Origin of the sequence: Streptomyces sp. NPDC090025 (assembly GCF_044748125.1) — a bacterium.
In the GTDB taxonomy this organism is placed as follows: domain Bacteria; phylum Actinomycetota; class Actinomycetes; order Streptomycetales; family Streptomycetaceae; genus Streptomyces.
Genome location: NZ_JBIVFL010000001.1, coordinates 500,228 through 516,323, shown reverse-complemented (window position 1 = coordinate 516,323; position 16,096 = coordinate 500,228). Strand labels below are relative to the sequence as shown.

The following is a 16,096-nucleotide window of genomic DNA, read 5'->3' as shown; positions in this document are numbered from 1 at the left end:
GGGGGTGACCGCCCTTCGTCTCACCGCTTACTGGTTGTACGGACCGTAGTCGTAGTCCTCCAGCGGGACGGCCTGGCCGGAGCCCGTGCCGAACGGCGAGTAGTCGATGTCGTCGTAGCCGACGGCCGAGTACATCGCGGCCTTGGCCTCCTCGGTCGGCTCGACCCGGATGTTGCGGTAGCGGGACAGACCCGTACCGGCCGGGATGAGCTTACCGATGATGACGTTCTCCTTGAGGCCGATGAGGCTGTCGGACTTGGCGTTGATCGCCGCGTCCGTCAGCACTCGGGTCGTCTCCTGGAAGGAGGCGGCCGACAGCCAGGACTCCGTCGCCAGCGAGGCCTTGGTGATACCCATCAGCTGCGGACGGCCGGAGGCCGGGTGGCCGCCTTCCTGGACCACACGACGGTTCTCGGTCTCGAACTTCGAACGCTCCACCAGCTCGCCCGGAAGCAGCTCCGCGTCGCCGGACTCGATGATCGTCACACGGCGCAGCATCTGCCGGATGATGATCTCGATGTGCTTGTCGTGGATCGACACGCCCTGCGAGTTGTAGACCTTCTGGACTTCGCCGACCAGGTGGACCTGGACGGCACGCTGGCCGAGGATGCGCAGCACGTCGTGCGGGTTGGTGGCACCCACGGTGAGCTTCTGGCCCACCTCGACGTGGTCGCCCTCGCCCACCAGCAGACGGGCACGCTTCGAGATCGGGAACGCCGTCTCGTCGGTGCCGTCGTCCGGGGTGACGACGATCTTCTTGGTCTTCTCGGTCTCCTCGATGCGGACGCGACCGGCCGCCTCGGAGATCGGGGCGACACCCTTGGGCTGGCGCGCCTCGAAGAGCTCGACGACACGCGGCAGACCCTGGGTGATGTCGTCACCGGCCACACCACCGGTGTGGAAGGTACGCATCGTCAGCTGGGTACCGGGCTCACCGATGGACTGGGCGGCGATGATGCCGACCGCCTCACCGATGTCGACCAGCTTGCCGGTGGCCAGCGAGCGGCCGTAGCACATGGCACAGGTGCCGACGGCGGACTCACAGGTCAGGACCGAGCGGGTCTTGACCTCCTCGACGCCCGCGGCGACGAGCTGGTCGATGAGCACGTCACCGAGGTCGACACCGGCCGTGGCCAGCACCTTGCCGTCGACGACGACGTCCTCGGCGAGGCAGCGCGCGTACACGCTGGTCTCGACGTCCTCGGCCTTGCGCAGCACACCGGACTCGTCCTTGGACGCGATCTTCAGCTTCAGACCGCGCTCGGTGCCGCAGTCCTCCTCGCGGATGATCACGTCCTGCGAGACGTCCACCAGACGACGGGTCAGGTAACCCGAGTCGGCGGTACGCAGCGCGGTGTCGGCCAGACCCTTACGGGCACCGTGGGTCGAGATGAAGTACTCGAGCACGGACAGGCCCTCACGGAACGAGGCCTTGATCGGACGCGGGATGGTCTCGTTCTTCGCGTTCGACACCAGACCACGCATACCGGCGATCTGTCGCATCTGCATCATGTTTCCTCGGGCACCCGAGTCAACCATCATGAAGATGGGGTTCGTCTTGGGGAAGTTCGCGTTCATCGCCTCGGCGACCTCGTTGGTCGCCGTGGTCCAGATCTGGATGAGCTCCTGGGTGCGCTCCTCCTTGGTGATCAGACCGCGCTCGTACTGCTTCTGGACCTTCTCGTCCTTGGCCTCGTACCCCGCGACGATCTCCTTCTTCGCCTCAGGGACGACGACGTCGGAGATGGCCACGGTGACGCCGGAACGGGTCGCCCAGTGGAAGCCGGCCGCCTTCAGGTTGTCGAGCGTCGCCGCCACGATGACCTTGGGGTAGCGCTCGGCCAGGTCGTTGACGATCTCGGAGAGCTGCTTCTTGCCCACCGAGTAGTCGACGAACGGGTAGTCCTCGGGCAGCAGCTCGTTGAAGAGCGCGCGGCCCAGGGTGGTGTTCAGGCGGAAGCTGTCGCCCTGCTGCCAGGCGGCGGCGCCGATGTGGTCGTCGCCCTCCTCCTCGACCGGCGGGACCCAGCCGCGCGGCGGCACGGTGCCGATCGGGAAGCGGATGTCGACCTGCGACTGCAGCGCCAGCTCGCCCGCGTCGAACGCCATGATCGCCTCGGCCGTCGAGCCGAACGCACGGCCCTCGCCCTTGACGTCCCGCAGCTCGCCGTCGGTGGTGAGGAAGAACAGACCGAGGACCATGTCCTGGGTCGGCATCGTCACCGGACGGCCGTCGGCGGGCTTGAGGATGTTGTTCGAGGACAGCATCAGGATGCGGGCCTCGGCCTGCGCCTCCGCGGAGAGCGGCAGGTGGACGGCCATCTGGTCACCGTCGAAGTCCGCGTTGAACGCGGTGCAGACGAGCGGGTGGATCTGGATGGCCTTGCCCTCGACGAGCTGCGGCTCGAACGCCTGGATGCCCAGACGGTGCAGCGTGGGCGCACGGTTCAGCAGAACCGGGTGCTCGGCGATGACCTCTTCGAGGACGTCGTACACGACCGTGCGGCCGCGCTCGACCATGCGCTTCGCCGACTTGATGTTCTGCGCGTGGTTCAGGTCCACCAGGCGCTTCATCACGAACGGCTTGAAGAGCTCGAGCGCCATGGCCTTCGGCAGACCGCACTGGTGCAGCTTGAGCTGCGGGCCGACGACGATGACGGAACGCGCGGAGTAGTCCACACGCTTGCCGAGCAGGTTCTGACGGAATCGACCCTGCTTGCCCTTCAGCATGTCGCTGAGGGACTTCAGCGGACGGTTGCCGGGGCCCGTGACCGGGCGACCACGACGGCCGTTGTCGAAGAGGGCGTCGACCGCCTCCTGGAGCATCCGCTTCTCGTTGTTCACGATGATCTCGGGGGCACCGAGGTCGAGCAGACGCTTCAGACGGTTGTTGCGGTTGATCACGCGGCGGTACAGGTCGTTCAGGTCGGAGGTCGCGAAGCGGCCACCGTCCAGCTGCACCATCGGACGCAGGTCCGGCGGGATGACCGGCACGCAGTCGAGAACCATGCCCTTGGGGCTGTTCGCGGTCTGCAGGAACGCGGAGACGACCTTGAGGCGCTTGAGCGCACGGGTCTTCTTCTGGCCCTTGCCGGTACGGATGATCTCGCGGAGGCGCTCGGCCTCCTCGTCGAGGTCGAAGGTCTCCAGACGCTTCTGCAGCGCCGCGGCACCCATCGAGCCGTCGAAGTACGTGCCGAAGCGGTCACGCAGCTCGCGGTAGAGGAGCTCGTCGCCCTCCAGGTCCTGGACCTTGAGGTTCTTGAAGCGGGTCCACACCTCGTCGAGGCGGTCGATCTCGCGCTGCGCGCGGTCACGGAGCTGCTTCATCTCGCGCTCGGCGCCCTCGCGCACCTTGCGGCGCACGTCGGCCTTGGCACCCTCGGCCTCGAGCTCGGCGAGGTCGCCCTCGAGCTTCTTGGCGCGGGCCTCCAGGTCGGAGTCGCGGCGGTTCTCGATCTGCTGACGCTCGACGGAGACGTGCGCCTCCAGGGAGGGCAGATCGCGGGTACGACGCTCGTCGTCGACGTACGTGATCATGTACGCCGCGAAGTAGATGACCTTCTCCAGGTCCTTCGGGGCGAGGTCGAGCAGGTAGCCAAGACGCGACGGAACGCCCTTGAAGTACCAGATGTGGGTGACCGGGGCGGCGAGCTCGATGTGGCCCATCCGCTCACGGCGCACCTTCGCGCGGGTGACCTCGACGCCACACCGCTCGCAGATGATGCCCTTGAAGCGGACACGCTTGTACTTGCCGCAGTAGCACTCCCAGTCCCGGGTCGGACCGAAGATCTTCTCGCAGAAGAGTCCGTCCTTCTCGGGCTTCAGGGTGCGGTAGTTGATGGTCTCCGGCTTCTTGACCTCGCCGTGGCTCCACTGACGGATGTCGTCAGCGGTGGCCAGACCGATCCGGAGCTCGTCGAAGAAGTTGACGTCGAGCACTATGCGTCAATCCCTCTCAGGGTTGTAAGGCTGTGGGTCTGATTCGGGGGTCCTGGGGCCGGCGGGGGGGGGGGGGGGGCCCCGCCCCCCCCCCCCCCCCCCCCCCCCCCACAAAACCCCCCCCCCCCCCCCGCCCCCCCCCCGGCGGGGCCCCCCCCCCCCCCCCCCCCCCCGGCGCGCCGCCGGGGGGGGGGGGTTGGGGGGGGGTGGGGGGGGGGGGGGGGGGGGGGGGGGGGGGGGTGGGGGCCCCCCCCCCCCCCGACCGGACTCCCGTCAGACCTCTTCGACGCTGCTCGGCTCGCGCCGGGACAGGTCGATGCCGAGCTCCTCCGCTGCGCGGAAGACGTCCTCGTCGGTGTCGCGCATCTCGATGGACATGCCGTCCGAGGACAGCACCTCCACGTTGAGGCACAGGGACTGCATCTCCTTGATGAGCACCTTGAAGGACTCGGGGATGCCGGGCTCAGGGATGTTCTCGCCCTTGACGATCGCCTCGTAGACCTTCACGCGGCCGGTGACGTCGTCGGACTTGATCGTCAGCAGCTCCTGGAGGGCGTAGGCGGCGCCGTACGCCTCGAGCGCCCACACCTCCATCTCACCGAAGCGCTGACCACCGAACTGGGCCTTACCACCCAGCGGCTGCTGGGTGATCATCGAGTACGGACCGGTCGAACGCGCGTGGAGCTTGTCGTCGACCAGGTGGTGGAGCTTGAGGATGTACATGTACCCGATGGAGATCGGGTCCGGGAACGGCTCGCCGGAGCGGCCGTCGAACAGGCGCGCCTTGCCGGTCGGCTGCACCATGCGCTCGCCGTCCCGGTTCGGGATGGTGTGCTGGAGCAGACCCGCGAGCTCGTCCTCACGCGCACCGTCGAAGACCGGGGTGGCGACGTTGGTGCCGGGGGCTACCTGGTCGGCGCCGATCGCCTGGAGGCGCTCGGCCCAGTCCTCCGCGAGGCCGGAGACGTCCCAGCCGCGGCTGGCGAGCCAGCCGAGGTGGATCTCCAGGACCTGTCCCGGGTTCATTCGGGACGGGACACCCAGCGGGTTGAGGATGATGTCGACCGGGGTGCCGTCCTCGAGGAAGGGCATGTCCTCGATCGGGAGGATCTTGGAGATGACACCCTTGTTGCCGTGACGGCCGGCGAGCTTGTCACCATCGGTGATCTTGCGCTTCTGGGCGACGTAGACGCGGACCAGCTGGTTCACGCCCGGAGGAAGCTCGTCGCCCTCCTCGCGGTCGAAGACGCGGACACCGATGATCTTGCCGGTCTCGCCGTGCGGCACCTTCAGGGAGGTGTCGCGGACCTCGCGGGCCTTCTCACCGAAGATCGCGCGGAGCAGGCGCTCCTCCGGGGTCAGCTCGGTCTCGCCCTTCGGGGTGACCTTGCCGACCAGGATGTCGCCGGCCGTGACCTCGGCACCGATGCGGATGATGCCGCGCTCGTCGAGGTCGGCGAGGACCTCCTCGGAGACGTTCGGGATGTCCCGGGTGATCTCCTCCGGGCCGAGCTTGGTGTCACGGGCGTCGACCTCGTGCTCCTCGATGTGGATCGAGGAGAGGACGTCGTCCTGCACGAGGCGCTGCGACAGGATGATCGCGTCCTCGTAGTTGTGGCCCTCCCACGGCATGAACGCCACGAGCAGGTTCTTGCCGAGCGCCATCTCACCGTTCTCGGTGGCGGGGCCGTCGGCGAGGACCTGGCCCTCGATCACGCGGTCGCCCTCGGAGACGACGACCTTCTGGTTGACCGAGGTGCCCTGGTTCGAGCGGGAGAACTTGTGCAGGCGGTACGTGATGTACGTGCCGTCGTCGTTGGCCGCGGTGATGTAGTCCGCGGACAGCTCCTGGATGACACCGTCCTTCTCGGCCTTGAGCACGTCGCCGGCGTCGGTGGCGCAGCGGTACTCCATGCCGGTACCGACGAGCGGGGCCTCCGACTTAATCAGCGGGACGGCCTGACGCATCATGTTCGCGCCCATGAGGGCACGGTTGGCGTCGTCGTGCTCGAGGAACGGGATCATGGCGGTCGCGACCGACACCATCTGGCGCGGCGAGACGTCCATGTAGTCGACGTCGGTCGGCGGGACGTAGTCGACCTCGCCACCACGGCGGCGGACCAGAACGCGGGGCTCGGTGAACTGGAGCTCGTCGTTCAGGGTCGCGTTCGCCTGGGCGATGACGAAGCGGTCCTCCTCGTCGGCCGTCAGGTAGTCGACCTCGTCGGTGACCTGACCGTCGACGACCTTGCGGTACGGCGTCTCGACGAAGCCGAACGCGTTGACGCGGCCGTACGAGGCGAGCGAACCGATCAGACCGATGTTCGGGCCTTCGGGGGTCTCGATCGGGCACATGCGTCCGTAGTGGGACGGGTGCACGTCTCGGACCTCGAAGCCGGCCCGCTCACGGGACAGACCACCCGGGCCAAGAGCCGACAGACGGCGCTTGTGGGTGAGACCCGACAGCGGGTTGTTCTGGTCCATGAACTGCGACAGCTGGCTGGTGCCGAAGAACTCCTTGATGGAGGCGACGACCGGCCGGATGTTGATCAGGGTCTGCGGCGTGATCGCCTCGACGTCCTGGGTGGTCATGCGCTCGCGCACGACCCGCTCCATACGGGCGAGACCCGTACGGACCTGGTTCTGGATCAGCTCGCCGACGTTGCGCAGACGACGGTTGCCGAAGTGGTCGATGTCGTCGGTCTCGACGACGATCGAGTTGCCGTTGGCGCCGACCGTCTCGGTCTCACCGGCGTGCAGCTGCACCAGGTACTTGATCGTCGCGATGACGTCGTCCGTGGTGAGGACACCGGCGTTCAGCGGCTCGTCGGCCCCGAGCTTCTTGTTGACCTTGTAGCGGCCGACCTTGGCGAGGTCGTAGCGCTTCGGGTTGAAGTACAGGTTCTCGAGCAGCGTCTGCGCGGCCTCACGGGTCGGCGGCTCGCCCGGACGCAGCTTGCGGTAGATGTCGAGCAGCGCGTCGTCCTGGCCCTGGGTGTGGTCCTTCTCCAGGGTGGCGCGCATGGACTCGTACTCGCCGAACTCCTGCAGGATCTGCTCGGTGGTCCAGCCGAGCGCCTTCAGGAGGACGGTGACGGACTGCTTGCGCTTGCGGTCGATGCGGACACCGACCATGTCGCGCTTGTCGATCTCCATCTCCAGCCAGGCACCCCGGGACGGGATGATCTTGGCCGAGAAGATGTCCTTGTCGGACGTCTTGTCGATGGAGGAGTCGAAGTAGACGCCGGGCGAACGGACGAGCTGCGACACGACGACACGCTCGGTGCCGTTGATGACGAAGGTGCCCTTGTTCGTCATGAGCGGGAAGTCGCCCATGAAGACCGTCTGGGACTTGATCTCGCCGGTCTCGTTGTTCGTGAACTCGGCGGTGACGAAGAGCGGGGCACCGTAGGTGAAGTCACGGTCCTTGCACTCGTCGATCGAGTTCTTCGGCGGCTCGAAGCGGTGGTCGCGGAACGTCAGCGACATCGACCCGGAGAAGTCCTCGATCGGGGAGATCTCCTCGAAGATCTCCTCCAGACCGGACTTCGTGGGGACGTCCTGTCCCGACTCAAGGGCGGCCTCGACGCGAGCCTTCCACGCGGCGTTGCCGAGCAGCCAGTCGAAGCTCTCGGTCTGGAGCGCGAGGAGGTTCGGAACCTCGAGGGGCTCCTTGATCTTTGCAAAGGAGATGCGCAGCGGGGCGGTGCTGGCGCCGTTGTTCATATTGGTCGAGGCGTTGCGCGAGGCGGCCAAGAGGGGGTCCTTCCGAGGGCTCGGACTCACTGCGCGCGTACCGGTCCCTTGCGGAGCCCCGTGGACGACGATTCCCGATATGGTCAAAAGACCAGGTCAGAGTGGGTCGACCGGCGAGGCGGATGCGAGGGTATGCCCCTGGTGACGGGCAGGGGACAGCTAACAGGCAGCGCAAAGGGTCAGTGTAGCCACTTGGCCCACTGATGTCCAGGGCGAGTTCTTCGCGACCCTCGTTGCTCTCAACTCCGCGCTACCTCGCGCCATGCGGCGCACCTCGATACTGCCCGTTCGGTCGTCGATCCATGCCTCGGAATCGGATCGTTGTGACGACGCGTCCTGAGAATTGCGCGCTGCGTGCCGTTCGTCAAGGCCCCCGCCGCCGACCGGCCCCTGCGCGGCGCACGGCGAAGATCACCATACTCCGCTTCCCGGGCCTGCCACGACCGCCGCCACGCCGCTCCCGGGGAACGTCGAAGGGCGACCACCCAGATGGATGATCGCCCTTCACGCTGCGAGCGTTACACGCTCGACAGAAGTCGCTGACGCGACGAGGTGTTACTTGACCTCGACCGTGGCGCCGGCGCCCTTGAGGGACTCGGCGGCCTTCTCGGCGGCGTCCTTGGCAACCTTCTCGAGGACGGGCTTCGGGGCGCCGTCCACGAGGTCCTTGGCCTCCTTCAGACCCAGGGAGGTCAGCTCACGCACGACCTTGATGACCTGGATCTTCTTGTCGCCGGCGCCGGTGAGGATGACGTCGAACTCGTCCTTCTCCTCGACCTCGGCGGCGGCACCGGCGCCCGGGGCACCCGGGGCGGCGACGGCGACGGCCGCGGCGGCGGTGACGTCGAACTTCTCCTCGAACGCCTTCACGAACTCGGAGAGCTCGATGAGGGTCATCTCCTCGAACTGCGCGAGCAGGTCTTCCTGAGAGAGCTTCGCCATGATGGGCGATCCTTCCACTAATTCGGCAGGTGCCGGATGTTCTGGGTAAGGCGGGCGTACTTCGGCCCGCTGCGACCCGAGCCGTCCCGAGGGGCGGTCCGGATCAAAACGCGAGCCGAGTTACTCGGCACCGCCCTGCTCGGCCTGCTTGGCGCGCAGCGCGTCCACGGTGCGGACGAGCTTCGACGGCAGCGCCTGGAAGAGCTGAGCAGCCTGAGACTGCTTGCCCTTGAAGGCACCGGCCAGCTTGCTGAGCAGAACCTCGCGGGACTCGAGGTCCGCGAGCTTCTTGATGTCATCTGCGGAGAGCGCCTTGCCATCAAGGACACCCGCCTTGATGATCAGGTTCGGGTTCTCCTTGGCGAAGTCACGCAGAGCCTTCGCCGACTCCACCGGGTCACCGGTGACGAAGGCGACCGCCGTCGGACCGTTGAAGTGGTCGTCGAGCGCGGTGATCCCAGCCTCATTGGCCGCAATCTTGGTCAGCGTGTTCTTCACCACGGCGTACTGGGCGTTCTCACCGAGCGAACGACGCAGCGTCTTGAGCTGCGCCACGGTGAGACCCCGGTACTCGGTCAGCACGGCGGCGTTGGAGCTCTGGAACGCGTCCTTGAGCTCGGCCACCGATGCAGCCTTGTTGGGCGTCGGCATAGTGCGTCAGCCTCCTTCCGGGTGATGAGGACCGCTCAGAAGGGGCCGGAAAAACAGAACGCCCCGGGCGCAGGCGCACGGGGCACAGCTCGACCGGTTTCCGAAGAACCCGGGAACTCTTTCCACATTCACCTGCGCGGGTCGTTCGCGTCTTTCAGCGAATCCTTCGGCCTCCGCACTCTTGCGAGCGCGTCGACGACCAGCGGTCTTTGGCTTCTTCGAAAGAGTACGGGACGGATGCCGCAAGGAGCAAATCAGCCCTGGGGGCCGCCTTCGCCGAGCTCCTTGAGCCTCGCGAACAGGTCGAAGGTCTCGTTCGCGGCATTGGCGGCCGAGGGCTTCTCGTAGGCGGTCGTGAGGGCCTTCGTGACGTCACCGGGGCCCTGTGCCCGTCGCGCCGCCGCCGTCGCCGCTCTGACAGCCGGCCACGCCGATGGCGGCCGCCACAACGACCAGCGCGACGCCCGGGCCCGAGAACCCCGAAAACGCGAAGAACCGCCCCCGGCGCCTCCATACGGAGGCCCGAAGGGCGGTTCTTCAAGGACGCTGGAGCCCGCGTGCGGGCTCCCGAGCCGTCAGGCTCAGACCGCGGCCGGGTCCTCCTCGACGAGGAGGTTGCGGGTGCGGTTGGAGTCGACCGGAATGCCGGGGCCCATCGTGGTGCTGATGGCGGCCTTCTTGATGTAGCGACCCTTGGCGGCGGACGGCTTCAGACGGAGGATCTCCTCCAGGGCCGCGCCGTAGTTCTCCACCAGCTGGGTGTCGTCGAAGGACACCTTGCCGATGATGAAGTGCAGGTTCGAGTGCTTGTCGACGCGGAACTCGATCTTGCCGCCCTTGATCTCGTTGACCGCCTTGGCGACATCGGGAGTCACGGTGCCGGTCTTCGGGTTCGGCATCAGACCACGCGGGCCGAGGACGCGGCCGAGGCGGCCGACCTTGCCCATGAGGTCCGGGGTGGCGACGACGGCGTCGAACTCGTTCAGGCGGTTGCCCTTGGAGATCTCGTCGATGAGCTCGTCGGAGCCGACGATGTCGGCGCCCGCGGCGATCGCGGCCTCGGCACGGTCACCGGTCGCGAAGACCAGGACCCGGGCGGTCTTACCGGTGCCGTGCGGAAGGTTCACGGTGCCACGGACCATCTGGTCGGCCTTGCGCGGGTCGACACCCAGGCGGAAGGCGACCTCGACGGTGCCGTCGAACTTGGAGGTGGAGGTCTCCTTGGCGAGACGGACGGCCTCGAGCGGGGCGTAGAACTTCTCCCGGTCGATCTTGGCGTCCGCAGCGCGGAGGGACTTGCTGCGCTTCACTGCTGCTCCTGTTGGTTCAAAAGTATGGAGTCGTGGTGCGGGCCGGCGCTGGCCCTACCACTGGGACTGCAAGGGGCTGGTCAGCCCTCGACCGTGATGCCCATGGAGCGGGCGGTGCCGGCGATGATCTTGGACGCGGCGTCCAGGTCATTGGCGTTGAGGTCGGGCATCTTGGTGGTGGCGATCTCGCGGACCTGCGCCTCGGTGATCTTGGCGACCTTGGTCTTGTGCGGCTCGCCGGAGCCCTTCTCGACACCAGCGGCCTTGAGGATCATCTTCGCGGCCGGCGGGGTCTTGGTGATGAAGGTGAAGGAGCGGTCCTCGTAGACCGTGATCTCCACCGGGATGACCCAACCGCGCTGCGACTCGGTCGCGGCGTTGTAGGCCTTGCAGAACTCCATGATGTTGACGCCGTGCTGGCCGAGCGCGGGGCCGACCGGCGGGGCCGGGTTGGCCGCACCAGCGTTGATCTGGAGCTTGATGAGCCCCGTGACCTTCTTCTTCTTGGGAGGCATTGCTCTCTCCGGGTCCTAGTGAGAGTTTTCAGCCGATCCATCCGGTCATCCGGATGGAGGCATACCGCACAACGATAACGGGTATCGGCGTGCGGCTAAAAACCGAGCAGGTCAGAAGGGCTGTAGCAGCCCTTCTGACCTGTCCGGAAACCTAGTGCGTCAGTTCTTCTGGATCTGGTCGAAGCTGAGCTCGACCGGGGTCTCGCGACCGAAGATCTCGACGAGGCCCTTGACCTTCTTCGAGTCGGCGTTGATCTCGTTGATCGTGGCCTGAAGGGTGGCGAAGGGGCCGTCGGTGACGGTGACCGAGTCGCCGACCTCGAAGTCGAGGACCTGGACCTCGACCTTGCGGGCCGGAGCCGGCTTGCCCTCGGCCTCGGCGGCCTCGCGGGCGGCCCTGTCCTCGGCCTCGGGGGCGAGCATCTTGACGATCTCGTCCAGGGTCAGCGGGTACGGGTCGTAGGCGTTGCCCACGAAGCCGGTGACGCCGGGCGTGTTGCGGACGACACCCCAGGACTCGTTCGTCAGGTCCATCCGGACGAGCACGTAGCCGGGCAGCTTGTTCTGCCGGACGTTCTTGCGCTCGCCGTTCTTGATCTGGACGATCTCTTCCTCGGGGACCTCGGCCTGGTAGATGAAGTCCTCGACGTTCAGCGAGACGGCACGCTGCTCCAGGTTGGCCTTCACGCGCTTCTCGTAGCCCGCGTAGGTGTGGATGACGTACCACTCGCCGGGCAGGGTGCGCAGCTCGTCGCGGAGCGCGGTGACCGGGTCGACCGGGGCGGCGGGCTCGGCGTCGGCCTCGTCCTCGGCGGCCTCGTCCGTGACCTCGGCGTCCTCGTCCTCGTCGGAGTCGGCGGCCTCGACGTCGTCCGCCTCATCGGCGTCGACGTCGTCAGCCTCGTCCTCGTCGGAGAGCTCGGCGGCGGCCTCCTCGGCCTCCTCCGCCTCTTCCTCGGCAGCCTCGACGTCGGCGACCTCGGTGCCGTCGTCCTCGCCGGACTCGACGTCGGCAGCCTCGGCCTGGTCGTCCTCGTCGGCCGCCTCGACGATGTCCAGCTCGTCCTCGACGGACTCGGACTCGAAGGCGTCGTTCAGGTTCGCGTCAGACACGGTGGCTGCTTCTTCCTGCGATACAGATGGGGTGGAACAAAAAGTCAGCCGAAGACGTACTTGACTGCTTCCTGGAAGCCATAGTCAATCACGGTCACGAGACCGATCATGATGACAACGAAGACAATCACCACAGTGGTGTACGTCGACAGCTGGCTGCGAGTGGGCCAGACGACCTTGCGGAGTTCCGCGATGATCTGGCGGTAGAAGAGCGCGAGACGGCCGAGAGGGCCCTTCTTGCCGCGCTTGCCGCCCTTACGGGCCTTCTTCTGCGACTCGGGTGCCGCATCCTCGGCGTCAGGCGTGTCGATGGAGCCTACGGCATCCGTCACGATGTCTCACCTGATTCCGGGTCGTGGCCGTGCCGCGCCCGGATTGGAGCCGCACGGCGGTGCAATGAAGTACGTACATGCGCACACAACCTGGCGGTGTGTGTAGCAGGGCCGGAGGGACTTGAACCCCCAACCGCCGGTTTTGGAGACCGGTGCTCTACCAATTGAGCTACGACCCTTTGTGGCTTCCCCAACCTACCGCATCGTGAGATGTGGTCGGTGCGGGCCAACGAGCAGTGAGTGTACGTGGTCATGGGGGCCTACGTCGAACAGAAACGGCTCCGGCCTGCCCCGGGGGTCCCACGAGCCCCCCGCCGGCCCCCGCCCCGCGGCCCGTACGCCCTTGTCCCCGACCGGGATTGACCGGTCCTGTCCGGTGGCTGTCCGGACCGTGAAACCTGTGTGCCCGGGCGCTCGGGGGTCTGGGACGATGGCCGTATGAGCGCTGCTACCCCTCCCACCGAGCGACGGGTCTCCGCCCGCATCGGTGCGATCTCCGAGTCCGCCACCCTCGCCGTCGACGCCAAGGCCAAGGCCCTCAAGGCCGCCGGGCGCCCGGTCATCGGCTTCGGCGCGGGTGAGCCCGACTTCCCGACGCCCGACTACATCGTCGAAGCCGCCGTCGACGCCTGCCGGAACCCGAAGTTCCACCGCTACACCCCGGCCGGCGGCCTGCCCGAGCTCAAGGCCGCCATCGCCGCCAAGACGCTGCGCGACTCCGGCTACGAGGTCGACGCCTCCCAGGTCCTGGTGACCAACGGCGGCAAGCAGGCCATCTACGAGGCGTTCGCCGCGATCCTCGACCCGGGCGACGAGGTCATCGTGCCCGCCCCCTACTGGACCACCTACCCCGAGTCGATCCGCCTCGCGGGCGGTGTCCCGGTGGAGGTCGTCGCCGACGAGACCACCGGCTACCGGGTCTCCGTCGAGCAGCTGGAGGCCGCGCGCACCGAGCGCACCAAGGTCGTCCTGTTCGTCTCCCCGTCCAACCCGACCGGCGCCGTCTACAGCGAGGCCGACGCCGAGGCGATCGGCCGCTGGGCCGTCGAGCACGGCCTGTGGGTGCTGACCGACGAGATCTACGAGCACCTGGTCTACGGCGACGCGACCTTCACCTCGCTGCCGGCGATCGTGCCCGAGCTGCGCGACAAGTGCATCGTGGTCAACGGCGTCGCCAAGACGTACGCGATGACCGGCTGGCGGGTGGGCTGGGTGATCGGCCCGAAGGACGTCATCAAGGCCGCGACCAACCTGCAGTCGCACGCCACCTCCAACGTGAGCAACGTGGCGCAGATCGCCGCGCTCGCCGCCGTCCAGGGCGACCTGGACGCCGTCGCCGAGATGCGCACCGCCTTCGACCGCCGCCGCCAGACCATCGTGCGGATGCTGAACGAGATCGAGGGCGTGTACTGCCCGACGCCGGAGGGCGCGTTCTACGCGTACCCGTCGGTGAAGGCGCTGCTCGGCAAGGAGATCCGCGGCAAGCGCCCGCAGAGCTCGGTCGAGCTGGCCGCGCTGATCCTGGACGAGGCCGAGGTCGCCGTCGTCCCCGGCGAGGCGTTCGGCACCCCCGGTTACCTGCGTCTGTCGTACGCCCTGGGCGACGAGGACCTGGCGGAGGGCGTGGCCCGGCTGCAGAAGCTGCTGGCCGAGGCCCGCGACTGACCGCCTGACCGCCTGACCTTTCCGCCCGGCCCCGGCCGGGCGGCGCGGGCCCCGGTTCCTCGGAACCGGGGCCCGTTTTTACGTTCTAGCAAGGTCCCGATCGGGGAAACGGACTGTTTTCGTCCTTTCGGGTGCGGCAGTATCGGCCAATGGAGCACGTTCACGTACACCGCGACCTCAGTCTGCTGCCCAAGGCCCATCTGCATCTGCACTTCACGGGGTCGATGCGGCCCGGCACCCTCCTCGAACTGGCCGACAAGTACGGGGTGCACCTCCCCGAGGCGCTGCGCGGCGGCACCCCGCCGAAGCTGCGGGCCACCGACGAGCGCGGCTGGTTCCGTTTCCAGCGGCTGTACGACATGGCCCGCTCCTGTCTGCGCGAGCCCGAGGACATCCAGCGGCTTGTCCGTGAGGCCGCCGAGGAGGACGTCAGGGACGGTTCGGGCTGGCTGGAGATCCAGGTCGACCCCACCTCGTACGCGCCGCTGCTCGGCGGTCTGATCCCGGCGATGGAGATCATCCTGGACGCGGTGGACTCGGCGGCCCGCGACACCGGGCTCGGGATGCGGGTGCTGGTGGCGGCGAACCGGATGAAGCACCCGCTGGAGGCGCGCACGCTGGCCCGGCTCGCGGTGCGCTACGCGGACCGGGGCGTGGTCGGCTTCGGGCTCTCCAACGACGAGCGGCGCGGGATGGCCCGTGACTTCGACCGGGCGTTCGCGATCGCCCGCGAGGGCGGTCTGCTCGCGGCCCCGCACGGCGGTGAGCTGACCGGCCCCGCTTCCGTACGGGACTGTCTGGACGACCTGCGGGCGGCGCGGGTCGGGCACGGCGTCCGGGCGGCGGAGGACCCGCGGCTGCTGCGCAAGCTGGCGGAGCGCCAGGTGACCTGTGAGGTGTGCCCCGCGTCCAATGTGGCGCTCGGGGTGTACGAGAAGCCCGAGGACGTGCCGCTGCGCACCCTGTTCGACGCGGGCGTCCCGATGGCCCTGGGCGCGGACGACCCGCTGCTCTTCGGGTCCCGGCTGGCCGCCCAGTACGAGATCGCCCGCCGTCACCACGGCTTCACGGACGCCGAACTGGCCGAGCTGGCCCGGCAGTCGGTGCGCGGTTCGGCGGCGCCCGAGGACGTCAGCCGGAAGCTGCTCTCGGGGATCGACGACTGGCTGGCCGCCCCGGCGGCCTGAAGCGGTGGTGCGGGGGCCGGGCCTGGAAGCCGATGTCGAGCTCGGTCCGCTCGTGGCCGGTGGCGCCGCCCTGGTCCAGGTACGGGGTGAGGGAGTCGGCGAGCACGTCGTGGCCGAGGGCGGCGCGCTTGCCCAGCGGGCCGTTCCCGGCGGCGTGCGCGAACGCCTCGGCCGCGGCGCAGAACACGTCACGGCCGCCGAACAGGAACAGGGTCCGCGCGTGCACGGCGGGCCGCAGCCGGCCGGCCGCCCCGGCCGCCCGCCGTTCCTCGTCCGCGCGCCAGACCCCGGCCCGCTCGGCGGTGCGCCGTTCGTCGGTACGGACGGTCAGCGGGCGTCCGTCGCGCAGCCGGGCGCGCAGCGCGGGCCAGGCGGAGGGGCGCAGTCCGCCGGTGTCCCGGTGGGCGAGGACGAGGTCGACGGGGGTGCCGGGGGCGAAGTCGCGCGGCAGGCCCGCGCGCAGCGGGAGGTGCACGAGGGTGTGCGGGGAGAACGCGGCGAAGGAGAAGAACCCGGCCAGCCGGGCGAGTCCGTCGTGGTCGCCGACGAGATAGCCCCAGCGGTCGTGGACCGGCGAGTTGACGGTGGTGTGCCGCAGCGGCCGCCACGGCTGGACGATCCGGTGGGCGCGGGCCCCGGTGCGGGGCCGGAACTCGCGGGCCTTCAGCTGCATGGCCCCCAGG

11 protein-coding genes and 1 tRNA gene are annotated in these 16,096 nt (G+C 68.2%); 2 read left to right on the top strand and 10 right to left on the bottom strand.

All coding sequences use genetic code 11. The features are described from left to right. Positions 1-27 precede the first annotated feature (27 nt). The 9 genes from ACIPXM_RS02495 to ACIPXM_RS02455 form a co-directional block, all read right to left on the bottom strand. Positions 28-3,942 carry a DNA-directed RNA polymerase subunit beta' gene (locus ACIPXM_RS02495; protein WP_401651064.1) on the bottom strand — a complete coding sequence of 1,305 codons (3,915 nt, stop codon included), beginning with the start codon at positions 3,940-3,942 and terminating at the stop codon, positions 28-30. Between the two features lie 273 nt (positions 3,943-4,215). Beyond that, positions 4,216-7,698 (bottom strand): DNA-directed RNA polymerase subunit beta, encoded by a 3,483-nt coding sequence (rpoB, locus tag ACIPXM_RS02490; protein ID WP_401651062.1) that lies wholly within the window; start codon positions 7,696-7,698, stop codon positions 4,216-4,218. Between the two features lie 555 nt (positions 7,699-8,253). Further along, positions 8,254-8,640: a 50S ribosomal protein L7/L12 gene (gene rplL, locus ACIPXM_RS02485; protein ID WP_401651059.1), complete on the bottom strand. Its 387-nt coding sequence runs from the start codon at positions 8,638-8,640 to the stop codon at positions 8,254-8,256. Between the two features lie 120 nt (positions 8,641-8,760). After that, on the bottom strand, positions 8,761-9,291 hold the full coding sequence (gene rplJ, locus ACIPXM_RS02480) for a 50S ribosomal protein L10 (RefSeq protein ID WP_401651056.1): 531 nt from the start codon (positions 9,289-9,291) through the stop codon (positions 8,761-8,763). 581 nt (positions 9,292-9,872) lie between these two features. Next, a complete protein-coding gene (rplA, locus tag ACIPXM_RS02475; protein WP_401651053.1) occupies positions 9,873-10,601 on the bottom strand; it encodes a 50S ribosomal protein L1 in 729 nt (242 codons plus the stop codon). Between the two features lie 80 nt (positions 10,602-10,681). After that, on the bottom strand, positions 10,682-11,116 hold the full coding sequence (gene rplK, locus ACIPXM_RS02470; RefSeq protein ID WP_030494213.1) for a 50S ribosomal protein L11: 435 nt from the start codon (positions 11,114-11,116) through the stop codon (positions 10,682-10,684). Between the two features lie 159 nt (positions 11,117-11,275). Continuing rightward, positions 11,276-12,229, bottom strand: coding sequence for a transcription termination/antitermination protein NusG (gene nusG / locus ACIPXM_RS02465; protein WP_401651050.1), 954 nt, complete (start codon positions 12,227-12,229; stop codon positions 11,276-11,278). Between the two features lie 44 nt (positions 12,230-12,273). Beyond that, positions 12,274-12,561 (bottom strand): preprotein translocase subunit SecE, encoded by a 288-nt coding sequence (gene secE / locus ACIPXM_RS02460; protein WP_401651047.1) that lies wholly within the window; start codon positions 12,559-12,561, stop codon positions 12,274-12,276. A gap of 106 nt (positions 12,562-12,667) precedes the next feature. Then, a tRNA-Trp gene (locus ACIPXM_RS02455) sits at positions 12,668-12,740 on the bottom strand. A gap of 259 nt (positions 12,741-12,999) precedes the next feature. Here ACIPXM_RS02455 and ACIPXM_RS02450 point away from each other — a divergent pair. Further along, entirely contained in the window at positions 13,000-14,226 is a 1,227-nt protein-coding gene (locus ACIPXM_RS02450) for a pyridoxal phosphate-dependent aminotransferase (protein WP_401651044.1), read from the top strand. A gap of 149 nt (positions 14,227-14,375) precedes the next feature. Continuing rightward, positions 14,376-15,413, top strand: a complete 1,038-nt coding sequence (locus ACIPXM_RS02445) for an adenosine deaminase (protein ID WP_401651041.1) — start codon at positions 14,376-14,378, stop codon at positions 15,411-15,413. On the opposite strand, the gene ACIPXM_RS02440 is transcribed toward ACIPXM_RS02445, so the two are convergent. Continuing rightward, entirely contained in the window at positions 15,358-16,086 is a 729-nt protein-coding gene (locus tag ACIPXM_RS02440; RefSeq protein WP_401651039.1) for a hypothetical protein, read from the bottom strand. The genes ACIPXM_RS02445 and ACIPXM_RS02440 overlap by 56 nt on opposite strands. Between the last annotated feature and the right edge of the window lie 10 nt (positions 16,087-16,096).